General features: G+C 34.1%; 22 protein-coding genes. 5 read left to right on the top strand and 17 right to left on the bottom strand.

The window, feature by feature from the left end; translation table 11 throughout:
* From BTJ66_RS10755 to BTJ66_RS10805, 11 genes are all read right to left on the bottom strand, one after another.
* A partial coding sequence (locus tag BTJ66_RS10755; RefSeq protein WP_476661997.1) for a transposase occupies window positions 1-194 on the bottom strand: 194 nt, incomplete at its 3' end.
* Window positions 195-436: 242 nt separating this feature from the next.
* Window positions 437-1,201 carry an alpha/beta hydrolase gene (locus tag BTJ66_RS10760; protein WP_099090954.1) on the bottom strand — a complete coding sequence of 255 codons (765 nt, stop codon included), beginning with the start codon at window positions 1,199-1,201 and terminating at the stop codon, window positions 437-439.
* Window positions 1,202-1,220: 19 nt separating this feature from the next.
* Entirely contained in the window at window positions 1,221-1,910 is a 690-nt protein-coding gene (locus BTJ66_RS10765) for an ABC transporter permease (protein ID WP_099090955.1), read from the bottom strand.
* A gap of 2 nt (window positions 1,911-1,912) precedes the next feature.
* Window positions 1,913-2,854: an osmoprotectant ABC transporter substrate-binding protein gene (locus BTJ66_RS10770; RefSeq protein ID WP_099090956.1), complete on the bottom strand. Its 942-nt coding sequence runs from the start codon at window positions 2,852-2,854 to the stop codon at window positions 1,913-1,915.
* A gap of 15 nt (window positions 2,855-2,869) precedes the next feature.
* A complete protein-coding gene (locus tag BTJ66_RS10775) occupies window positions 2,870-3,505 on the bottom strand; it encodes an ABC transporter permease (protein ID WP_099090957.1) in 636 nt (211 codons plus the stop codon).
* Window positions 3,505-4,689, bottom strand: coding sequence for a betaine/proline/choline family ABC transporter ATP-binding protein (locus BTJ66_RS10780; RefSeq protein WP_099090958.1), 1,185 nt, complete (start codon window positions 4,687-4,689; stop codon window positions 3,505-3,507). The genes BTJ66_RS10775 and BTJ66_RS10780 overlap by 1 nt, the downstream gene beginning before the upstream one ends.
* Window positions 4,690-4,982: 293 nt before the next feature.
* The gene (locus BTJ66_RS10785; protein WP_099090959.1) at window positions 4,983-5,456 is read right to left on the bottom strand and encodes a thioesterase family protein; all 474 of its coding nucleotides are present in this window, start codon (window positions 5,454-5,456) and stop codon (window positions 4,983-4,985) included.
* Between the two features lies 1 nt (window position 5,457).
* Window positions 5,458-6,423 carry a 3-hydroxyacyl-CoA dehydrogenase NAD-binding domain-containing protein gene (locus BTJ66_RS10790; protein WP_099090960.1) on the bottom strand — a complete coding sequence of 322 codons (966 nt, stop codon included), beginning with the start codon at window positions 6,421-6,423 and terminating at the stop codon, window positions 5,458-5,460.
* The gene (locus BTJ66_RS10795) at window positions 6,420-7,310 is read right to left on the bottom strand and encodes a beta-keto acid cleavage family enzyme (protein ID WP_099090961.1); all 891 of its coding nucleotides are present in this window, start codon (window positions 7,308-7,310) and stop codon (window positions 6,420-6,422) included. Before BTJ66_RS10795 ends, BTJ66_RS10790 begins: the two co-directional genes overlap by 4 nt.
* Window positions 7,311-7,480: 170 nt before the next feature.
* Complete coding sequence (locus BTJ66_RS10800) at window positions 7,481-8,041, bottom strand: TetR/AcrR family transcriptional regulator (protein ID WP_099090962.1); 561 nt, start codon at window positions 8,039-8,041, stop codon at window positions 7,481-7,483.
* A 235-nt stretch (window positions 8,042-8,276) separates the two neighbouring features.
* The gene (locus BTJ66_RS10805) at window positions 8,277-8,870 is read right to left on the bottom strand and encodes a YdeI/OmpD-associated family protein (protein WP_099090963.1); all 594 of its coding nucleotides are present in this window, start codon (window positions 8,868-8,870) and stop codon (window positions 8,277-8,279) included.
* Window positions 8,871-9,056: 186 nt separating this feature from the next.
* On the opposite strand from BTJ66_RS10805, the gene BTJ66_RS10810 reads away from it, so the two are divergent.
* The gene (locus BTJ66_RS10810; protein WP_099090964.1) at window positions 9,057-10,415 is read left to right on the top strand and encodes an APC family permease; all 1,359 of its coding nucleotides are present in this window, start codon (window positions 9,057-9,059) and stop codon (window positions 10,413-10,415) included.
* Between the two features lie 87 nt (window positions 10,416-10,502).
* Here the strand turns inward: BTJ66_RS10810 and BTJ66_RS10815 are convergent, their stop codons facing one another.
* The 4 genes from BTJ66_RS10815 to BTJ66_RS10830 form a co-directional block, all read right to left on the bottom strand.
* Entirely contained in the window at window positions 10,503-11,675 is a 1,173-nt protein-coding gene (locus BTJ66_RS10815; protein ID WP_099090965.1) for an MFS transporter, read from the bottom strand.
* Between the two features lie 438 nt (window positions 11,676-12,113).
* Entirely contained in the window at window positions 12,114-12,887 is a 774-nt protein-coding gene (locus BTJ66_RS10820; RefSeq protein ID WP_099090966.1) for an ABC transporter permease, read from the bottom strand.
* Window positions 12,884-13,534, bottom strand: a complete 651-nt coding sequence (locus BTJ66_RS10825; protein ID WP_099090967.1) for an ABC transporter ATP-binding protein — start codon at window positions 13,532-13,534, stop codon at window positions 12,884-12,886. Before BTJ66_RS10825 ends, BTJ66_RS10820 begins: the two co-directional genes overlap by 4 nt.
* An 85-nt stretch (window positions 13,535-13,619) precedes the next feature.
* Complete coding sequence (locus tag BTJ66_RS10830; protein WP_099090968.1) at window positions 13,620-14,402, bottom strand: CPBP family intramembrane glutamic endopeptidase; 783 nt, start codon at window positions 14,400-14,402, stop codon at window positions 13,620-13,622.
* 194 nt (window positions 14,403-14,596) lie between these two features.
* Here BTJ66_RS10830 and BTJ66_RS10835 point away from each other — a divergent pair, with 194 nt between their 5' ends.
* Window positions 14,597-16,180, top strand: a complete 1,584-nt coding sequence (locus BTJ66_RS10835; RefSeq protein ID WP_099090969.1) for an FMN-binding glutamate synthase family protein — start codon at window positions 14,597-14,599, stop codon at window positions 16,178-16,180.
* A 153-nt stretch (window positions 16,181-16,333) separates the two neighbouring features.
* Here the strand turns inward: BTJ66_RS10835 and BTJ66_RS10840 are convergent, their stop codons facing one another.
* Window positions 16,334-16,849, bottom strand: coding sequence for a thioredoxin domain-containing protein (locus BTJ66_RS10840; RefSeq protein WP_099090970.1), 516 nt, complete (start codon window positions 16,847-16,849; stop codon window positions 16,334-16,336).
* A 200-nt stretch (window positions 16,850-17,049) separates the two neighbouring features.
* On the opposite strand from BTJ66_RS10840, the gene BTJ66_RS10845 reads away from it, so the two are divergent.
* Entirely contained in the window at window positions 17,050-18,126 is a 1,077-nt protein-coding gene (locus tag BTJ66_RS10845) for a M42 family metallopeptidase (protein ID WP_099090971.1), read from the top strand.
* A 108-nt stretch (window positions 18,127-18,234) separates the two neighbouring features.
* Here BTJ66_RS10845 and BTJ66_RS10850 read toward each other — a convergent pair whose 3' ends face one another.
* Entirely contained in the window at window positions 18,235-19,053 is an 819-nt protein-coding gene (locus BTJ66_RS10850) for an SDR family oxidoreductase (protein ID WP_099090996.1), read from the bottom strand.
* Between the two features lie 210 nt (window positions 19,054-19,263).
* Here BTJ66_RS10850 and BTJ66_RS10855 point away from each other — a divergent pair, with 210 nt between their 5' ends.
* Together BTJ66_RS10855 and ppx are read left to right on the top strand one after the other, a co-directional pair.
* The gene (locus BTJ66_RS10855; RefSeq protein WP_099090972.1) at window positions 19,264-20,802 is read left to right on the top strand and encodes an AbgT family transporter; all 1,539 of its coding nucleotides are present in this window, start codon (window positions 19,264-19,266) and stop codon (window positions 20,800-20,802) included.
* Between the two features lie 217 nt (window positions 20,803-21,019).
* Complete coding sequence (ppx, locus tag BTJ66_RS10860; protein WP_099090973.1) at window positions 21,020-22,546, top strand: exopolyphosphatase; 1,527 nt, start codon at window positions 21,020-21,022, stop codon at window positions 22,544-22,546.
* Window positions 22,547-22,605 lie beyond the last annotated feature (59 nt).

Here is a 22,605-nt window from a genome sequence, read left to right on the forward strand (position 1 = left end):
AATATTTTTACTAAAATAACAGGATCTATAGATGGTCTACCATTATCAAGGCAATATTTGTCTTCGACAAGTTCATACACAAAATTTAAATCTAATATCGTATCGACTTTACGTAATAAATGATTATTAGGGACTAATTCAGAGATAGAAATCATTTCATATTGATCTCTTTTATCAATTGATTTATTCAACATAATAAACACCACCACTGTTTAATTTACATATATTATAATATTTTTTGTGTAATATTGGCAGTGATTTATGCCGACTCCTGCGGGAATAGCACTAGCCGAAGACTACAGGCTAAGGCAGTGCCCGCGGAAAGCGTGCATAAAAAAACTGCCAACAAAGTCGTAGACTTTGTCGACAGTCTGAAGCATCCACTCAATGGTGGATGCTTTTTACTTACATATATCCTGAAATTTAAACACTTAGCTTAGTTCCCTTCTATGAACCATTTAATCGCACGGCGTATTGCATAATCCCAATATGCATAGTTGTGTTCACCAGGACCTTCTTCAAATGTATAGGGTAATCGACGTTTATTTAAATACTGAATAAACCGTTGATTGTCTTGGTATAATTCATCTTCAGTACCACACATAATAAGCAGCTCGGGAATTTCTTTTTGCTGCTTTATGGCTTCATCAACTAAATAATATGGGTCTAATGGCGTCCCATTTATTTGTGCATCTGGACCAGCAATGGCTGAACCGGAATAGTCATACCAATCATAATTAATCAAAGCTTGCGCATTAAATGCAGCAGATAACGGACTAGCTTTCGCAAAACGATGACCTTCTATCAATGCATATTTGATTGTGCCATATCCTCCCATAGAATGACCTGCAATAAAGTTATCTTCTCTGTTTGATGATAGCGGTAGTATTTGATGTGCATAATCAAATACTTCTAATACATAATCAAAATAATCATGACCATACACCATATTACTATAACCACTATGATCTGCATTAGGCATGATAACTGCTAATTGATAATCATTTGCGTAACGTTCTATACTTGTATAGCGCATATATGATGTTTCATCACTTGAAAGACCATGTAAGAGTAATAGCGTTTTTAACTTTTTTGGCTGTTTTTTCACATCAAAATAAGTTGAATCTTCTGGTAAAACTACTAAAAATTGTTGATGCATACCGATTGTTTTTGAATTATAGTTTATTGATAAAATTGCCATTGTCAGTCACAACCTTTTATTAATGAATACTTTGCGCTTCTTGTCTTTTCTTTTTATTTGTTTTGTTAGATGGATCTAAACGTTTTTCTAAGAATCTTAAGAAAAGATCAATTAAAATTGCAATTAAAGCAATTGGGATTGCGCCTGCTAGAATAAAAGTCGTTCCATCTGTTGCATTGGTACCACGTATAACAATGTCCCCTAATGTTGGCGCACCTATAAATGAACCAACAGCTACGACACCTATTGCAACAACAAGTGCAATTCTAAGTCCACCAAGAATTACGGATAATGATAACGGTAATTCTATCATACGCAAGACTTGATTACGCGTCATACCCATACCCTTACCGGCATCTTTAATATTCTCATCAACACCTACTATACCAGTAAATGTATTTTTTATAATTGGTAATAATGCATATAAGAACACAGTAACAACAACTGTTGTTGGACCAAGTCCCATAACTAACATTAATATAGCTAACATCGCAATGACAGGAACAGTTTGAATAATATTCGCAATTGTAATAATCGTCCAAGATAACTTTTTGTATCTCGAAATAATAATACCTAGAGGTATTCCTACAATCGCAGCAAATAGCACCCCATAAACAGACATAAGTAAGTGCTTAATAAATAGATCCCATAGGTAGCCAAAGTTCACTGAATAATATTCAACTAATTGTTGCAATAAATTACCTTCCATTACTAATGACCACCTTTCTTATCGTTTTCGAAATAATTATGCGCTTTCAAGAATTTTTCAGCGACAACTGCAGGTTCTTGCCCTTCTCCATCAGCTTGATAATTAAGTTTTTGCATTTCCTGCGTCGAAACTTTATTGTGTAATTTTTCTATTATCGGTTTTAATTCTGGCTGCTGTCTTAATAAATCATTTGTTGCTACTGTACTTGCATCATATGGAGGGAAGAAATGTTTATCGTCTTTCAATACCTTCAAATCATATGCAGCGATTCGACCATCTGTCGAATAACCGACTGCTACGTCTAAATTATTTGAATTTAATGCATCATATACTAACCCGATTTGCATTGGTCGTACCGTATTAAAATCAAAGCCATATTCTTTTGTAAAACCTGGATAACCATCGCCTTCTCGATTTAACCATGAACTATCGACGCCAAGTTTTAATTCATCACTATGTGCTTTTAAATCAGATACAGTTTCCAGATTATATTTTTTTGCCGTTTCTTTTGTCACCATAAATGCATAAGTATTTGCAAATCCATATGAATCAAAGAAAGTTTGATCGAATTTCTTTTGAAAACCATCTTGAGTAGCTTTCATCGCTTTTTTCGGATTTTTAATTGGTTCTTCATTCAACGCACCTGTTAAATCTGTACCATTATAGCGTGCACCTGATAGATCAGCATCACCATTTACGAGTGCATTATGTTGAATTGTACTAGACCCTAAGTTATTGATAAGTGTTGGTTTAATTTTTCCATCTGTATCATGTTCTATTAAAAGTCTCAACATATGAGACATAATTTGTGATTCGCTCGTTGCTAGCGCTGTGATTTTGACTTCGTTCTCTGAGCTATTCCCACCTAAACCAGGTAAACTACATCCAGACAACACCGTCAGACACAGTACAAGCACGATGCAATACTGTTTAATCTTTTTCATAATGTCCTCCTTATATTATCTGGATACTTTTAATCCTTTTGGTACTGCCCATTTTTCTACTAATGATAATAATACATCCACAATTAGTGCTAAAGCTGTTACTAATACTGCTGCACTCACAATCATTAATGGGTCATATAAGTTTAATCCATTGAATACAAAATCACCTAAGCCCCCTGCACCCACATAACTTGCAAGTGTTGCCCAGCTAATGACGTATACGGATGATAATCGAACACCACCTAAGATTAATGGTAATGCAAGTGGTAATTCTACGTCCTTCATTAGTTGAAAACGTGTCATACCCATACTTGTCGCTGCTTCTTTAATATTACTATCAATATTTTTAACACCTAAGACAGTATTATTTAAAATCGGTAAAAGTACATAAATAAATAAAGCTACAATTGCAGGTAATTTACCGACACCAAATATGGGTATCATTACAGCTAACACCGCTAATGTAGGTATCGTTTGTAATACACCAGCAATCGTGAGAACAATGTTTGATGTTCTTTTCATTTTGGATAGTATAATGCCTAATGGTACTGCGACTACGATAGCAATTAACAAAGCGATCATTGAGATATAAAAATGTTCAACCGTTTTTGATATCAGTTGGCCACCATATTGCTCTATGAATTGTTTCATTATTTATCAGCTCCTACGTTATCGGGCTCTACAATTGCGTCATTTGAAGTCGCTTCATCATCATCTAATTCTCCCCAGATACTATCGTATACAATATCTACTAAGTTTGCTCGCGTAACCAATCCAATTAATGTTTCTTCATCACTATCCACGACAGGTACATTTCTAACATTTCTTTTTAATATTGTACGTACTGAATCTTGTAATTTACTATCGATACGTACTCTGTATATATCGCGTTGCATCGTGTCAATTAGTTCTTTATTTCCACGTAGACCTTGATTAATATCTTCAATATCTAAATAACCCAATAATCTGCGATTGTTACCAACAACAAAAATTGTATCAACACGACGTTCTCTCATAATCTTAACCGCTTCATTCAATGAGCTGTCTGCATGAACAGTTACTGGTTTAATCATTGCATCTTCAACTGTACGCATATTTGGTCTGTCTTGAATCAATCTATTTTGTCCGATAAAGTCACGCACAAAATCATTTTCAGGATGACGTAAAATATTATCAGGTGTATCAAATTGCACAACACGTCCTTCAGACATAATGCATATTTTATCTGCCAATTTGATTGCTTCATCCATATCGTGAGTTACAAAGATGAAAGTTTTACCTAATTTTTGTTGCAATTCTTTAACCAAGTCTTGTAGTGTATCTCTCGTGATTGGATCCAATGCGCCAAAAGGCTCATCCATTAAAATGATATCTTGTTCAGCTGCTAATGCACGCACAACACCAATACGTTGCTGTTGTCCACCTGACAGTTGTGAAGGATATCTATCTAAATATTCTTCTGGTAAGTCTACTAATTTAATCAGTTCTTTTGCTTTCTGTTCCTTCTTTTCTTGTGACCATTTTAAAAGTTTTGGAACTAATACAATGTTTTCTCTGATAGTCATATGTGGCATCAAACCAATTTGTTGAATCACATAACCTATTTTTCTACGTAATTCCACAGGGTTCATTTTACGGACATCTTTGCCATTTATCGCAATTTGTCCTTCAGTTGCTTCTATCATTCTATTTATCATTCTTAAGGCAGTCGTTTTACCACTTCCACTTGTCCCTATAAATGCAATAAATTCACCAGCTTCAACCTCTAGTGATATATTATCTACAGCTTTTTTACCTCCACCATAAACTTTAGATAAGTTTTTAATACTTAACATGGGTCAATTCCTTTCTATGTACATATTCAATTTCAAATATTTCATAATAAATATAGGACTACCTGTGGATGTTATACAAATACTAAAATAAGTAAAAACATGAGCACACATAGCCCTACTTTATTTGTGTGTAAGCAATCAAAACGAATAACTCATTTAACTTTGATTTTATTAACCTATATATAACAAGATACATCAATAAATGAAAATTAACAATTTATAACCAAAAATTTGGTTATTGAATGTGTTATTAAAACCTTTTTATTCAATCGTTTCAAACTCATTTCAAAAAATTATTTTTTCTTAATACCTATAAGATGGCCGAGTTCTTTGGGTTGTATTTGAATTGATGCCCTCTGTGCGTATTCGTCAATTGATTGTCTTATGTCAGTAGGAAATGCTTCTGGCTGATTTTCCACTGTATTCATTCCCATAAGCATCACTTCGTATGTTGCACATCTATCTTTAACTTCATCACTAAGTGTCATAAATACATGTAATCTTTTAGCATCATAATCTACTAACTCGACCGAAACATTGATTACTTCGTCTACTTTAATCTCTTTCAAATACATGACATGATTTTCTAACGTGAACACAGTATACCCAATGCCTTCAATCGTCTGCTTATCTAAGCCTAAATATGAGAGCCATGCATCTGTAGCATCACTAAACACACGATTGTATTCTGCGTCATTCATATGCCCATTATGATCGACCCAAACTTGTTTTACATCTGTCTTATATTCATATAGTTTGTTAGCCATATTATTTCACCGATTGTTGTGTTTTCTTTTTCATAGTCGGGGTTTCTTCTGGCCAATATGCATCAGCAAGTTGTTTTACTTTGACTAAGAATTCATTACGTTTTTGGTCAAGTTCTGACATTGTTTGACCTTGTGAAGATGATTCACAACCATTTACAACTTTATCATACAAGTCCTGTGTTAATTCAGGTGCCACTAATTTAGTCCATGGTTTTTTTAAAGCTGGACCAAATTGTTTTAACATGTGACGCATACCGCCTTCACCACCCGCTAAATGAAAAGTCATAAACGGGCCATACTGTGCATAGCGTAAACCCGCTGCATGTGTAAATGCTTTATCAACCTCTTCTGTAGTAGCTATACCATCATTAACGATGTGCAGTGCTTCTCTCCATAGTGCTTCCATTAACCTATCTGCAACATGACCTTCAATTTCATGTCTAACATGAAGCACGTCCATACCAATACTTTCGTATATTTCTTCTGCTTTTACTGTTGTTGCTTCTGTTGTTGCTTTACCCGGAACAATTTCAACGAGCGGTAAAATATATACTGGATGGAATGGGTGCGCTACAATCAATCGTTCTGGATGTTGTAAATTCTCTTGCAATTCTGAAGGCATAATACCTGATGTACTTGAACCAATTGTTGCCTCTGTTTTTGCATAAAAATCAATTTCAGTAAGAACTTGATCTTTTAAAGATTCAATTTCTGGAACATTTTCTTGAATATGATCTGCGTCTTTAACTGCTTCTTCTAAATAAGGTGTGAATGTTAAGTTATCGATTGAAGCTCCTGCGGCTAAGCCTAATTGTTCAGCATATGGCCAATTTTGTTTAACTTGCTTCAACATTCTTTCATATGCACCTTCACTTGGATCCGTAGCAATCACTTCGTGTCCATGAGCTAGCATTCTTGTAATCCATCCACTTCCAATAACGCCTGTACCTACGACTGCAAATTTCATTTTGCGCCTCCTTGTGGTTGTCTTAATTGATATTTTTCGCGTGCTTCTGCTGCCGTCATAGGCTGTATATCTAAATCTTTCAATATTTCAACTGCTTTTTCGACTAACTGCTCATTTGTTGCTTTTACACCTTTAGTTAAATATATGTTATCCTCTAGCCCAACACGAACATTCCCACCACGTTTTGCTGCTTCTTCAACGGTTGGGAATTGCATGCTTCCAATTCCAAATGCTGACCAATGTGCATTTTCTGGAATACGTGTCTTAAAGTATTCTATTGTTTCTGAATCATTTTCAGCTCCCCAAGGAATACCTAAACAAAATTGAAATAATGGTTCGCCTTCGATTAATCCCTCATTGATTAATTGCTTAGCGAATGAAATATGACCGCTATCAAAACACTCTAATTCAGGTTTAACGCCTGCATCTTTAACCAGTTGCGCTTGTTTTCTTAACCAACCTGCTGGGCTTAAGTAAATTGCGTCTCCCATGTTGACGCTGCCACAATCTAAAGTACACATTTCAGGAAGTAAATCCCCTATGGGTTCGTGTCTTTCTTCAGGTGTTTGCATATCAGAACCCTCTGCCGCAAGATATGGATTTTCAAGATTTGGAATAAAATCTCCCCCACCTCCTGAAGTAATATTTATAATAATATCTTCATCTGCAGCTCTAATAAGTCTTACTGCTTCTTTGAAAAATTCAACATCATGACTAATACCACCTGTTTCTGGATTTCTCGCATGAATATGTGCCACTGTCGCACCCGCTTTTGCACATTTTATTGCTGAATCAGCTATTTCTCGGGGTGTCACAGGGACACTTTTATTTTTCTCCGTCGTATCGCCAGCACCTGTCAAAGCTGCTGTTAGCATAACTTTTCTCATTAATATAAACCTCCCCAGCTTTTTATAACACATCCATTAGTGTACCAACCAGACGGTTTAGTTTCAACTTTTATAAAGTTAAAAAATAAGGATAATCAACTTTGAAATGTTGATTATCCTTATATTATCAGTACTTTGCATGAATGATACATTTTATTTAATTTGAGAATTCAACTATTGTTTTCTTGTTTCTTATTCGTTAGTGTATACTCGGTTAATCTATTTAAGACTTTTTCCCTCATGTCTTCATCAAGCCCATCCAATCCAAATATTTCTGAAAGCCATAATCCATCCACTGCAAGTCGAATAATCGTAGCATCTACCTTGTCTAGACCATCATTTTCAATATTTTTCTGCCATTCTTTATAAGTATCCTGTAGAGGCTGAAGCAACTGACTATTAATTCCTTGAGCAGCAAGCATACCTGATGTGATTGAACCATTTTCTGAACGATGCCCTCTTGTGGCTTCAATAAATGCGCGTGCCCATTTTCCTTGATCTTGATGATCTGCATGAACGTGTCCATTAACATTCTCCCTATATAAAGCGTCTGCGTGATCAACAAGTCCTTGGATTAATGCAAATTTGTTTTTAAAGTGATACAATAGCCCACCTTTACTTACACCAGCTTTTTTAGCAACGGCATCTAATGTTAAATACTCACTGCCTTGTTCATCTACAATCGTAGCAGCGGCTTGTAGTAATTGTACCCTCTTGGAAACTCTCGGCATTAATACACCTTCTTTCTCATATTATACTCAAAAACTAATTAAGCTTAGTTTTTATATTCGAGCAAACTATATAGGATAAATATTAAAGTTGCAACTCTCATTTTTATTATTGAAGCAAAATGCGCTGCAATATGCTTAATTATAACTAGCTAATACAAATCGTTAGCACTGTAATATAAGGGTTAAAATCCAATTGCCATTTCATGATCAACTTTAATTTTATACTATTGATGAATTAATCATTCATACCTTTACCATCTAATATATGCTCAATGTATTTTTCCACGCGATTTTTGCGTGATGCTGCTCTTTTAGCTTGTCCAATGTGAAATATATATTGTCTTTGTCTTCCTGGCGTTAATTGACTGAATGCTTCTTTTAATTTTGGCATTTCATCTAGTTTAGATTGCAACTCTTCAGGCATATCATAGTCTTCTGTCTTTTTCATAGGAACCTTTTTGCCTGATTTTTCAATTCTAATGGCCTCTTCAACATACCATTTAATTTCATCTCTGCGATTGTTGATTTCATCTAAACTCTCAAAACGTAATTGCCTTGCTGCTTGTACATTTTTAGTTTGTTGTATGAGTGATTGATACGGGTCTTCCATTATTGCCCCTTTTTCAAAAAGCAAAGCGCAATAGTGTTTAAAATCCTGTATAATAACAACATTTTTATTTTCAAATGTGTAACAAGGGTGCATCCATTTATAATCTTCTTCTAATTCGGTTTCTCTTATTATTTCACGCAATATTTTAAATTCATTTTGCCATTGTTTTAATCTTTCTATAAAAGCATTCACTTTAATATTATCTTTTTCATTAGTCATAAAAATCACACCTCTTAATCATTTTTTAATAACTTTATTCTACTATGAAATGCTTTATTTTATCTATAAATAGTCTTTCCAGTAATTATTGTTTTGTTTTCCGATTGTTTTGGTAGGAATTGAGACGCGTTTATGCTATAATTTTTTTATTATTTTTATAAATACATAGAATATAGAGGTGATTAAATGCAACAAGCAACAAATTTAAAAAGCGTATTAGGTTTAACAGATGTATTAGGCATTGCCATAGGACAAATTATCGGGGCCGGCGTGATGTCATTGACTGGTATTGGAATCCAAATGACTGGCAGTGGTATTACGCCTGCTTTTATATTATCAGCAATAATCACATTACTAACGATGTTTCCAATTGCAATATTAGGATCAACACTTCCTACTACAGGTGGTATGTATCAGTATACAAGTCGCTTGTTGTCACCCAAAATTGGTATCTTTTGGTTATTATTATTTATACTTTTGCAAGTCACATTATCTTTATATGCTTTATCATTCGCACAATACTTAGAAGGTCTGCTTCCAGGTTTGCCTGTTAGAGTTGTCGCATTTACCTTACTAACGATTTTATTCATAGTTAATATCGTGGGCATCAAATCTGCGTCTGTCATTGGTAACCTGATGGTTATTATATTGATCATTGCATTATTTTGTTTTATTATATTTGGCCTACCACATGTTAATTTCGGTGTATTTAATATACATTCCATGCTACCAGAAGGTTTCGCTGGTTTCTTCACTGCCGTGGGTCTTGTATCATTTGCAACTGGAGGTGCACAAGTTGTCGCTGAATTAGGTGGTGAAATGAAAAATCCCAAAAGAGATATTCCAATTGTAATTATAGTGGCTACCATCTTTGTAGGATTATTATATGCCTTTATCGCCTCTATAGCTGTTGGTGTCTTGCCTATACCAGAAGTCGCAGGCAGACCACTGACAAGTGTTGCTCAAGAGGTATTACCTACGCCCATATTCATCTTTTTTATGGTTGGTGGCGCTATGTTCGCATTAGCGACGACACTCAATTCAACCTTTACTTGGGTTACGAAAAGCTTATTGGTCGCAATCCACGATGGGTACCTGCCCAAGAAATTAGGCGATGTAAATAAACGCTTTGGCACACCTCATTGGCTTTTATTACTTTTTTATATTATCGGTGCACTACCCATTCTTACAGGTGTTTCTTTAAATGTTGTAGCACAGTTAGGCACAGGAATTTCATTAATTGTCTTTGCATTTCCAGCTTTAGCAGTAACTCAATTACCTAAAAAATATCCAACAGCCTACAATCACTCGCCATTTAAATTACCCTATCCAATGCTTGTGACCATAGCAGCAGTTGCTATCATTATATTATTGTATCAATCTTATTTATTAATTTCTGATTTAAATATCGGTTACATTATAGGGACCTTAATTTACATTTCAGTTTCCGCAATTATTGCACTTATTTCTAATAATAAAAATAATATATCAATTAATGACATTCGTATAAATACTACTCAGTCTTTTGAAAAATCAAATTTATAATATAAAAATAGTGGGCATACATTACTGCTACTTAGTTAGTAATGTATGCCCACTATTATCATCTAATGCACTTTAATGATTTTATATTTAGGCTCTATGATATTTTTCAACTTGTTTTAGACTGATGATTAAAATTAATGCTAATAACGCAATTGCTGCACTAAAATATGTTGTAGCTAACACATCTATTTTAGACACAACTAAACCACCGACAATACCACCGATACCAATACCTGCATTCAAGCTCGACATATTCCAGCTCATCACTTGGCTTGTATCACCTTCAACATGTTCGATAATACCGCTTTGAACTGCTGGGTTTGTACTCCACTGCATGATATTCCATATGAAGATAACCATTAATAACAATCCTGTTCCAGGTAAGAATAAATTCAGTATCAACATCATCGTAATAAATAATGATGTTGCAATAATCAACCAACGTTTACTTGTTAATCTATCTGAAAGGAATCCTCCCATTGACGTTCCAATTACACCAGCAACCCCATTGATTAATAGCGTAATTGATACAAAAGATAAATCATGACCGCTAGATAGCATTAGTGGATTTATATATATAAATGTTACAGAATTTGCAACAAGTAATAAAAATGTGATACCTAAAAATTTAATTACTTCTGCCGGTCTTAATACTTTAGAATAGCTGCTTTCACGTTTCTGAGTGCCAGCCTCTGTACTTACTGTTTGATATTGTGGGTGCGGAACATAGAAATACATCAATATTCCAACTAATACGCTGATAATCACTATAAATATGAATGTATATCTCCATCCAACTAAATCACCAATGATAGTTCCAATAGGCACTCCAAGCACATTTGCACCGCTAAATCCTGAATAAACAATACCAATCATTTTCCCGCGATGTTGAGGGGCAGTTAATAACGCCGTTAACGCTAATATTTTCACTACTATAAGCGCTGCTGCTGCAGATGAAATAATACGTCCAAATACTAAAACCGTAAAGTTAGGGGCAACTGCAATGATAACATTTCCGGCAATAAACACTAATAATGCCCATAATAATACTGGCCTTGGCGAAAATCGATTTGTTAATTTCACTAGGATAGGTCCTGCAATGGCAAATGTAATTGCATAAAGTGTCACTAATTGACCTATAATCGCTTCGGAAACATGCAAATCATTACTCATTAAATTCATGATCCCAGCAACCATCATTTCAACCATACCTACGATAAAGATACTCAAAATAAAGGTAGCAATTCGCATAACTGACATATTTTCACTCCTCTCTTAAATAAAATGGGTTTATACATAACCATTATATTATAAACCATACGTCAACACGTTTGAACACTTTTTATGTAGTGCAATATTCAAATTTTTTGCAATAGAAAAAGAGTCTGTGACATTATTGATTCGTCTCAGACTCCTTAAAGACCCACTTCTCAATTTATTGAGTTAGTGGGGCTTATGCATGAGCTTTAGCTCAGGTATTCCTCTAAACCACTTCTCAATTTATTGAGTTAGTGGGTCTTATGCATGAGCTTTAGCTCAGGTAATCTTTTTATACTATTTCAATTCTAGTCATCCTTGATTCGATGAGACGTAAAATTTTTTTAATAAAATCAGATTTCAGCCGCCATTCCCATGTTCTGTATAAACTTGAGTCATTTATGTCAAAACTTGTTTTTATATGTTATTAACTCATTCACTTCATTCGTCTTCTTGTTTCAAATGCCGACCGATCAATTGATCACGATGATTAAAGAATTGTTTATAACTTAAATACGTAGCAATTAATGCTGACATGATAGTTGCAGTTGTATGAATAAATACAACCATCAATTGAAACTTAACTGCTTGCAATGGCGCAACACCACCAATAATTAATCCAGTCATCATACCTGGAATCGAAACAATACCATACGTCTTAACGGAATCAATCGTCGGTACAATCGCTGTCTTTACACTGTTACGAATCGTTTCTTTAGAAGAAAGCTTAGGATTTGCTCCAAGCGCTAACTTCGATTCGATTTGACTCATTTCTTGCACAAATTCCCTATCTAAATTTTGGTATGCTAAATTAATCGCAATCAAACCATTACTTCCTAACATCCCTGCAATCGGAATGACTTCATTAGGTTTAAATTGAATGGCTCCTGTTAAAATCACACCAATTAAAGGTAAAGCTACACCTACAAAAATAGCGACAAACGAAATCCAAAACACATGATGCATGACTGGAGATGCCCTACTCATAGTATTCCAAGAAGCATTAATGATAATGATTAATACAAATACTACTAACAACCACGCTTGGTTTACGCCAAATATAAAATGTAAAAGATAGCCTAGTATAATTAATTGGATAATTGCTCTTACTGTTGCTGTTAATAAATCTTTAATAATATGTAACTTTTCTTTATACGAAACAATAATGGGAAAAAGTAACAGCAGACCCGTCAATGCTAAAGCAGTAGTACTCATGATAAATGCTCCTCCTTATCAATTTTGCCATCGACAATTCTCACTTTTCTTTTAAAGTGTCTATTACTTTGGTCATTACTATGTGTTATCCATAAAATTGCCACACCTTCATCTGCTAATTTAAAGATTAAAGACTCAATGTTTTCACTATTATGCACATCTAATGCGCTTGTGGCTTCGTCTAAAAGCAAGATTTTCGGTGTGTACATAAGTTGTCGCGCAATCGTGATACGTTGCCGTTCTCCTCCTGACAAATGTTCTACCCGGGTATTAAAATGATAATGTCCTAAACCAACTGCTTTCAATAAGCGTTTAGCTTGTTTGCGATCAAATTTATCTCCTCTAATTTCTGCCGGAAAAGCTAAATTTTCACCAATTGTCCTATCAAATAAATCACTTTCTTGTAGCAGATAACTCACTTCCATACGTAATTGTTCTGGATTTATTTGTTCATATGGTTTGTCATTAAAATAAATTTCACCCTCTGTTGGACTTATTAAATTATTAATCAAACGCAATAGCGTACTCTTACCGCTTCCAGAAGGACCTACAATTGCTATAGTGTCCCCTTGTTCGACCTTCAAATTTATATCATTGATAATGTTTCGATTATCTATTGTGTATGATATATTTTTCAGTTCTAACATAGCTATTCACCCTTTTTTAATTACTCACAGTATTATTCCCTAAGTTATCGATTTTAATAATATCTGATATCGATTTCTTCTAAAATTATTTTAGAAGAACAATTGCTATAAATGATACAAGATTATTTAATGCGTGCAATGTTATTGAGACAGCTAGATTCATTCCACTTTTTACATAGACAAATACTAAACCAGCACCAATGATTAGATAACTGCCAATTTCAAATGGTGAATTTGCACCTAGTACATGGACACCTGCAAATAATATAACTGACAGTATTGAAGCAACGGTATATGTTATTTTTTTACCTAGCTCGTGAATAATTAAATGTCTAAATAGTAATTCTTCAATAATTGGTGTAAGTATTACAATATCAACAAATAAAAATGGTAACATCAAATTATTATCAAACATTTCTTCTAAAAGCATCTGATTTTGTGTTTCATTGAATTGAAGCGATTCAGGTAAAAATTCGACCATCCATTCATATAGACTAATTAAACCAAGCGTCATTACATAAGTACCGACAATTATAAAAAAATATTTTCTTATTGCTTTAAAACGGTTCCTTGTAATAACTATTAGATGATCTTTAAAATGCATGAGATAAAAACTATATAATATTACAATTTCAGCAATTACACTCGCTGTGATTAAAATATTTTCATCACTTAGCAAAGCTTCATTTTTGAAATCAAAAAGAGTGAACACAATATATAGCGAAGCTAATAATAAAAGTGGAATAATATTATTTGCCACTAAATAAATTGGAATCAGCCAAAAATCTCTTTTTACAATTTTTTTACTACTCCACTCACTTCTATTTTGAAGATTACTCTCCGCTGATGAGATTGATTTTCCAGTCATATGACACCTTCTTTATCAGGATATACTCTAAATATATCACGTATTTTTATAGCATATTTACTATTTATTAAATATTTTATCATCTTCCTTTTAAAAATATTATAAATTTAAATAACTTACTTATGTGGTTCTTAATTACGTTGTAATATGTTTAATTTGGTGTACTATATAATTAACTGAAGGGGGATGTTTTTATGACTTTATTAACTGTATTGCAATTTATTGTTAATATGATAATCGTCATATTTTTATTAATCATGTTAGTTATGGGAGCGGTGTTGCTTTTTAAAGATAAGCACCAAAAACAACATAGCGTGCTTCGTAATTATCCACTACTCGCACGCATCCGCTATTTCGGAGAAAAAATTGGTCCTGAATTACGTCAATATCTCTTTTTACCTGATACTAAGGGCAAACCATTTTCAAGAAATGACTTCACAAATATTGTAATTGCCGGCAAATATAATTCAAGAATGACAAGTTTTGGTACGCAGCATGACTATGAAGATGGCTTTTTTATTCAAAACACAATGTTCCCATTACAAACAACTGAACTTCACATCGATCAATCACCTATGATTTCATCTTTTATCTATAAAATTGATAACGAACGCCTGTTTAATCGTGATGAACATAGACTCAAAACAGAAATAGATCCTTACTATTTATCTGATGAAGACCAGATTGTAATTGGCGCTAATTTACCACATCCATTCAAATTGAAACGTTTAGTAGGTCAATCTGGGATGAGTTATGGCGCTTTAGGTAGCCATGCTATTACCGCACTTTCAAAAGGATTGGGACAGGCTGGCACATGGATGAATACAGGAGAAGGTGGTTTGTCTAAACACCATCTTGCAGGTGATGTGGATATTATATTTCAAATTGGACCGGGACTATTTGGTGTTCGCAATAAAGCAGGGCAGTTTGATCAACAAGCCTTTATTAAATTATCGCATCATGACCGTATTAAAGCATTTGAAATCAAATTGGCACAAGGTGCAAAAACGCGTGGTGGACATATGCAAGGTAATAAAGTCACAGATGAAATTGCCTCTATAAGAAAAGTTGAACCTTGGGTAACAATTAATTCACCCAACCGTTTTGATCATATCGATAGTCCAGAAACTTTACTGAATTGGGTACATCATTTACAACGCATTGGACAAAAACCTGTTGGATTTAAAATTGTAATCAGTAAAGTTAGTGAAGTAGAAAAACTTATTCGTACAATGGTAGATACACATCAATATCCTAGTTTCATTACCATTGATGGCGGTGAAGGTGGCACTGGAGCCACATTCCAAGAGTTAGAAGATGGTGTTGGGTTGCCTCTATTTACTGCTTTACCAATACTTACAGCTTTATTAGAAAAATATAATATAAGAGAGCGTATTAAAGTCTTTGCATCTGGTAAACTTATCACTCCAGATAAGATTGCTATCGCCTTAGGTCTTGGTGCTGATTTGGTAAATGTAGCACGTGGTATGATGATTAGCGTCGGGTGTATTATGAGTCAGCAATGTCACATGAATACTTGTCCGGTTGGTGTTGCAACTACGGATCCTAAACGGGAAAAGGGATTAATTATCGATGAGAAAAAATATCGTGTCACCAACTTTGTCACAAGTTTACATGAAGGACTGTTTAACATCTCGGCAGCAGTCGGTGTCTCATCACCTACAAAAATCACAAAAGAACATATCATCATTAAAAATAAAGATGGTAAACTGCAGTCTATACAGGATTATAAATTAAAGTTGATTGAACATGCCTAGTTTATTATGTTGCTTAATCTTAAATTCAGATGTCATGATTTGTGTCCCCCAATATCCTATAATTTTTAAATGTCTAAGTCTAATCAATTAAACAGAGCACAAGTCATCAAAGTTAGAATTTTTGATAACTTGTGCTCTGTGAGCTATATAACACTATGTTAATTTGGAGATAGTTTCTTTCAATAATGTTTCAATTTTAACTTGTTCATCTTCTAATGGATTAAATTGAAATTGTTCTTCATTAATAAATACGGTCGGTATACCTTTAATGCCACGATCAAATATTTCTTCATTGATTGCTAGTGAACGTGCGTCAGCATCTTTTTTAGGCGTTAAGTTAAATTCATGTGCCATTTTTTCTTCAATATCTGTAAAACTTGCTTTCCAATTTTCTTGTGTTTCATATAATTTTCGAATAATTGCTAATGTTTCTTCAGGCTTATCATAATCTAAATGAATGTTCGCAACGGTTCCTTTTAACAAAGCTTGTTTTGTTTTATCAAAATGTTTAATTATGTGTTGCACTTGACCCGCTTCAATATAAGGTGTAAGTGTATTATCCACTGCCTTAAAATAGTTTTTACAATATGGACACGCAAAATTTATAAACGACTCAACTTTAATGGGCGCGTTAACTGAGCCAAATGATAGATGTTTCACTATTGTCATAATATATCCCTCCACTTTGTCTATATTGCTATTGAAACATGACCCATGATGTATTGCACGTTTTTAGTCTTAGCATTTCACTACGAATTGGCCATCATTTGTTGCTATATTCTGTGATATTTATATATTTAATCAAAACACTATGTTATTACATACTTAATGGTAAAATATAGACATAAATTATTTTAAGGGGGAATTATATGAATGATTCAGTGAAATTATTAAAATCATTAACAGCTGTTGACGGTATTGCTGGACATGAAATGGCGGTCAAATCATTAATGCTTGATTATTTAACTCCCGTGAGTGATGAGATTATCGAAGACAATCTTGGTGGTATTTTTGGTAAAAAATCAGCTACAAATGGCGATAAAACATTGATGGTTGCAGGTCATCTAGATGAAATTGGCTTTATCGTTACTAAAATAGATACTGATGGTTTCTTAAAATTCACACCCATAGGTGGTTGGTGGAACCAAGTGATGCTTTCACAGAAAGTAACAATCACAACAGATAAAGGGAAAAAAATCAGAGGTATTATCGGCTCAAAACCACCTCATGTTCTGTCTCCTGAGGAACGCAAAAAGACTATTGATATCAAAGAAATGTTTATAGATATTGGTGTTAAAAGCAAAAAAGAAGCTGAACAGTTCGGCATCGAAATTGGCAATATGATTACACCTTATAGTGAATTTGAAACATTAGCTAACAATAAATACTTAACTGCTAAAGCATTTGATAATCGTTATGGTTGTGCCCTTGCAGTAGGTGTTTTACAAAATTTAAAAAATGAGTCTATCGCTGTAAATTTAGTATCTGGTGCAAATGTACAAGAAGAAGTTGGACTTCGTGGTGCTAAAGTAGCTGCAAATAAAATCAAACCTGACTTAGCGATTGCCGTTGATGTCGCAATTGCTTACGACACACCTGGTATGTCAGGACAAGTGAGTGATACTGCGATTGGTAACGGGCCAGTTATCATAATTATGGATGCCTCTAATATCGGACATGTTGGTTTTACCAAACATATTAAAGAAATTGCTAAAAAACATAATATCACGATCCAATTAGACACTACTGCTGGTGGTGGTACGGATGCAGGTAGCATTCATGTTGCTAATGAAGGGACACCTACTGTTTCTATTGGTGTTGCATTGCGTTACATGCATTCGAATGTCTCTGTATTACACACAGATGATTATAAAAATTCAGTTGCACTTGTAACAGAAATTGTGAAGTCATTAAATAATGATATAATAGAACAAATTATCTGGTAATATACAACATAATATATTCAAATTAAAATCCCCACAGAAACTGAATAAACTCAGTATCTGTGGGGATTTTATAATAATTCATCCTATCTCATTTAACCTTACTTGCAATTATTTTGTTGTATTTTTCCAACTATCATCACTTAACATTTCGCCAGGCCACGTATATGCCATAACTCCGCCATCTATAGTAATCGTTTCACCTGTTATAAATGAACTATCATCGGAGGCAAGAAATGCTACAAGCTTTCCTATTTCTTCAGGTGTCCCTAATCTACCTAATGGCGTAACCCATTTTTGATTCTCTCTGAATGCTTTGCCTGCTTCATCTTCAGACGTGCCAGTCAATTTATCCACTAATGGCGTTTCAATCGTCCCTGGTGAAATAGCATTTGCTCTAATATTTTCACGACCATATTCAATGGCAGTTGAACGCGTAAAATTAATCACGCCACCTTTTGCTGCATTATAACCTGAACGATTTAAATCCGCAGCCAATCCAGAAAAAGATGCCGTGTTAATAATCGAACCGCCATTATCCATCATGAGTGGCAATAAAAATTTGGTCATTAAAAATGTCCCTCTTAAGTCTACACCTAGAATTTTGTCAAAGACTTCAACTGGATATTCATGAATACGACCTGCTGCATTATCCACACCAGCGTTATTAAACAGTATATCTATTTTTTCATATTTCTCTTGAACAGCTTGTGCAAAGCGCTCAACTGCATGCTCGTCAGATACATCGACAATATAACCAGAAGCTTGATGCCCTGAGCCATTTATTGCCTTAACAATGTCATGAACTTTTTCTGAAATATCTACTGCCAATACATGTGCACCTTCGTCGGCTAATACTTTTGCAGTTGCTGCACCTATACCTGTACTTGCACCAGTCAAAATAGCTACTTTATTATTTAATCTTCCCATCATTTATCACTTCTCCTATTTAAATTAATTGAACGGCTTCATAATTCCATTTCTTTAATTACTTCCTTTTTTCAGCTTATTTAAAACTTTTAGACTTTTTGTTGTTAATATATCTCTACATTTAAAATACAATATTATTTTCAGAATATTTGTTCAATTATAGGGGGTATTTTGTTATACTTTCGATAACTTAATTAGGAGGTAGGCAATATGATTTCAAATACCAAAGAAAAACAGTCACTTATAAATAGATTTTTAAATATTGTAGAAAAAGTTGGAAATAGACTACCTGATCCTAGTATATTATTTTTCTTGATGTGTTTAGGTCTAGCGATTATAACTTGGGTTGTTTCACTGTTCCATATCACTGTTAAACACCCTGGTACCGGCGATACCATTGCCATTAAAAGTATTTTAAGTAAAGATGGCTTGATGATGATTTTAAATGATGCCATCAAGAATTTTTCAGAGTTTCCCGCCCTGGGTCTTGTATTAGCTGTCATGCTCGGTGTGGGCGTAGCAGAAAAAACAGGGTACTTTGATAAATTAATGGTGCAAGTTGTACATAAAGCACCTAAAAAATTTATCGTTCCAGTCATCATACTCATTGGTATAATAGGCAATGGCGCTGGAGACGCTGCACCTATCGTATTACCACCACTAACAGCAATGGTGTTTATTAAGTTAGGTTATCACCCCATCGCAGGTTTAGCCATGGCATATGCTTCAGCCTTAGGTGGTTTTTCAGCAAATGTCATGATTGGTATGGCAGACGCATTGCTATATGCGTTTACTGAACCCGCAGCAAAAATTGTTTCTGACACTGTTCACGTTAATGTTGCCATGAATTGGTACTTTATAGCGGCAAGCGTAGTTGTTTTATTACCATCCGTTTATTGGGTAACCATGCGCTTTGTTATTCCAAGACTAGGTAGCTACGATGACTCCAACTCTGATATTCATGTTGATGATGAGAATACCGGACTGACACGCGAAGAAAATCGAGCAGTATTTTGGGCAAATATCAGCTTTTTCATCATGATTGCATTAGTTATCATATTAGCAATACCGCAAAATAGTTTTTTAAGAAATGCTAAAACAGGTAGCTTGCTCAATGATGCGCCTATTATTAATGGCGTTGGTCTAATTATTCTCGTTCTGTTTTTAGTACCTGGCTTAGTCTATGGGATATTGATGAAAGAATTTAAAAATACTAAAGACCTAGGTAAAATGTTAGCAGATTCTATGTCATCGATGGGATCATTTATCGTTATTGTATTTTTTGCTGCTCAGTTATTAGCGTTTTTAGAATGGAGCAATTTAGGCGTTATCGTTGCCGTTAAAGGAGCTGCACTATTACAAGGACAAAACGGTGTTATACTCATTTTAGGTATTATTTTATTAAGCGCAATTATCAATTTATTAATTGGTAGTGCATCTGCAAAATGGGGTATTTTAGCACCTATTTTCATACCCATGCTCATGTTAGTAGGATTTCACCCTGCCTTTACACAAATGCTCTATCGAATTGGAGATTCGATCAGTAATCCGATTACACCTATGATGCCATATCTACCACTGCTATTATCTTATGCACAAAAATACGATAATAACATGAAATTGGGCGCTCTATTATCTAGTTTAATGCCTTATACAATTATTTTAAGTATCATATGGCCTTTATTTATGATTATTTGGTATTTATTGGGTTGGCCTTTAGGTCCAGGTGGCCCCTTACAAATAAAATAAATTTACTATCATACGTAACAATACAAGTGGCAAGATAACTGTATTGTTACGTTTTTATTTACTGTACTCCGAACAATTTAATTATTTATATTTTACATTGAACAATATAAATAATTTAATCACAAATTTGGTTATTTGATGTAATATATAGTAAAGAAAAGGGTAAAGAAAAACAGAGTATCATTAATAGAACCTCATTTCTACATAGGAGGCAAACATGGAACGTATAGGATTAATAGATATCGGTTCAAATACGATAAGATTAGTTATTTTTGAGTTTGATAAAAAAACAGGTCTAAATGAATTGCTAAATATCAAAACACCCGCAAGATTAAGCCAATATTTAACAAAAGATTTAGCGATGACGAATGATGGCATTGATGTACTAACAGAGACATTACGTAGTTTCAAAACCGTAGCAGATAAATTTGCCGTGAATGAATTACATCCTATTGCTACAGCAGCTATTAGACAATCGTCAAATAGAGATAAGATTATTGAAAATATTAAAAATGAACTTAATATAAAAATTAAATTAATACCTGAAGAAGATGAAGCATTTTATGGTTTTTATGCTATTACACATACTACGGATATCAAAGATGGTATTTCTGTCGATATAGGTGGTGGCTCTACAGAGGTAACATTGTTTAAAGACAAAAAATTAGTAGAAGCACACAGTTTTCCATTCGGGGTGGTTACATTACAGCGCAAGTTCTTTGATGACAAGTCGCATAATGATAAATCTGCAATTAAAGAGATGGAAAAGTTTTTATCTAAACAATTTGATCAACTTGCTTGGCTAAAAGATCAAGAAGTTGCTTTAGTTGGTATTGGCGGCTCGGCACGTAATGTTGCGCGTATCCATCAATCTGAGCATTCATATCCTATCGGTGGCGTTCATAATTATACAATGACTGCTGACAACATTGACGAAGTTTATACTATTATTAAAAAAAGTTCCCGTGATGAACTAAAAGATATCGATGGCTTAAGTAGGGATCGTGTAGACATTATTCTACCTGCTATATCCGTCTTTAAAGTGCTATTCAATAAAATAGATGCATCACAATTCACATTTTCACGTAAAGGTTTGCGTGAAGGTTATGCAATGAATGTCATTAGCGAGCGTCATCCAACTGAATTTAGAAAGGAAAATATCAGAAAGGACGCCCTCTTCCACTTAGCTAATGAATATGGTATAGAAGCGTCTAACGCAAAGCAACGTGTTAAGTTAGCTCAATCTCTACTAGAACAACTCATCGATTTAGATAAAATTGAAGTTTCAGATAAAGAAAAAACGCTATTTGCAGAAGGTGCTTACCTGTATTACTTGGGTCGCTTTATTGATTCTGATTCCAGTTCACCACACACGTATTACATTATTGCTAACTCTATGATTGACGGCTTCAAACATGAAGATCGTGTCAAATTAGCATTACTTGCAAGTTTTAAAAATAAATCACTGTTAAAATTCTTTAGCCATGAAACGAAGTGGTTACGCGGTAAAGAATTAGATAATGTTCAGTCACTTGGAGGCATCATAAAATTTGTTAATGCTTTGAACATATCTCATACAAGTTCAGTTGAATCAATCAATCTAAAAGAAAAAGATGGCGCATACACATTATATGTAAATTATAATGGTGCTCCTATTGCTGAAGAATACCAGTCTCATCGTCAGAAAAAACATATCGAGAAAATTTTAAAAGAAAATCTTTCTATTATCTTTACAAAACCTTAAAATTCATATGTTACGTTATATGTAGCACAATATGTATTTTAGACTACAACGAGGTGTAT

Origin of the sequence: Staphylococcus edaphicus (genome assembly GCF_002614725.1) — a bacterium.
GTDB lineage: Bacteria > Bacillota > Bacilli > Staphylococcales > Staphylococcaceae > Staphylococcus > Staphylococcus edaphicus.

Bases quoted from the DNA above. Each gene is read 5' to 3' on its own strand.
- BTJ66_RS10770 (WP_099090956.1), bottom strand. From the start codon at position 2,854: ATGAAAAAGATTAAACAGTATTGCATCGTGCTTGTACTGTGTCTGACG.
- BTJ66_RS10785 (WP_099090959.1), bottom strand. From the start codon at position 5,456: ATGGCTAACAAACTATATGAATATAAGACAGATGTAAAACAAGTTTGG.
- BTJ66_RS10815 (WP_099090965.1), bottom strand. From the start codon at position 11,675: ATGTCAGTTATGCGAATTGCTACCTTTATTTTGAGTATCTTTATCGTA.
- BTJ66_RS10765 (WP_099090955.1), bottom strand. From the start codon at position 1,910: ATGGAAGGTAATTTATTGCAACAATTAGTTGAATATTATTCAGTGAAC.
- BTJ66_RS10800 (WP_099090962.1), bottom strand. From the start codon at position 8,041: ATGCCGAGAGTTTCCAAGAGGGTACAATTACTACAAGCCGCTGCTACG.
- BTJ66_RS10850 (WP_099090996.1), bottom strand. From the start codon at position 19,053: ATGGGAAGATTAAATAATAAAGTAGCTATTTTGACTGGTGCAAGTACA.
- ppx (WP_099090973.1), top strand. From the start codon at position 21,020: ATGGAACGTATAGGATTAATAGATATCGGTTCAAATACGATAAGATTA.
- BTJ66_RS10790 (WP_099090960.1), bottom strand. From the start codon at position 6,423: ATGAAATTTGCAGTCGTAGGTACAGGCGTTATTGGAAGTGGATGGATT.
- BTJ66_RS10825 (WP_099090967.1), bottom strand. From the start codon at position 13,534: ATGTTAGAACTGAAAAATATATCATACACAATAGATAATCGAAACATT.
- BTJ66_RS10805 (WP_099090963.1), bottom strand. From the start codon at position 8,870: ATGACTAATGAAAAAGATAATATTAAAGTGAATGCTTTTATAGAAAGA.
- BTJ66_RS10835 (WP_099090969.1), top strand. From the start codon at position 14,597: ATGACTTTATTAACTGTATTGCAATTTATTGTTAATATGATAATCGTC.
- BTJ66_RS10830 (WP_099090968.1), bottom strand. From the start codon at position 14,402: ATGACTGGAAAATCAATCTCATCAGCGGAGAGTAATCTTCAAAATAGA.
- BTJ66_RS10840 (WP_099090970.1), bottom strand. From the start codon at position 16,849: ATGACAATAGTGAAACATCTATCATTTGGCTCAGTTAACGCGCCCATT.
- BTJ66_RS10795 (WP_099090961.1), bottom strand. From the start codon at position 7,310: ATGAGAAAAGTTATGCTAACAGCAGCTTTGACAGGTGCTGGCGATACG.
- BTJ66_RS10845 (WP_099090971.1), top strand. From the start codon at position 17,050: ATGAATGATTCAGTGAAATTATTAAAATCATTAACAGCTGTTGACGGT.
- BTJ66_RS10760 (WP_099090954.1), bottom strand. From the start codon at position 1,201: ATGGCAATTTTATCAATAAACTATAATTCAAAAACAATCGGTATGCAT.
- BTJ66_RS10775 (WP_099090957.1), bottom strand. From the start codon at position 3,505: ATGAAACAATTCATAGAGCAATATGGTGGCCAACTGATATCAAAAACG.
- BTJ66_RS10810 (WP_099090964.1), top strand. From the start codon at position 9,057: ATGCAACAAGCAACAAATTTAAAAAGCGTATTAGGTTTAACAGATGTA.
- BTJ66_RS10820 (WP_099090966.1), bottom strand. From the start codon at position 12,887: ATGAGTACTACTGCTTTAGCATTGACGGGTCTGCTGTTACTTTTTCCC.
- BTJ66_RS10855 (WP_099090972.1), top strand. From the start codon at position 19,264: ATGATTTCAAATACCAAAGAAAAACAGTCACTTATAAATAGATTTTTA.
- BTJ66_RS10780 (WP_099090958.1), bottom strand. From the start codon at position 4,689: ATGTTAAGTATTAAAAACTTATCTAAAGTTTATGGTGGAGGTAAAAAA.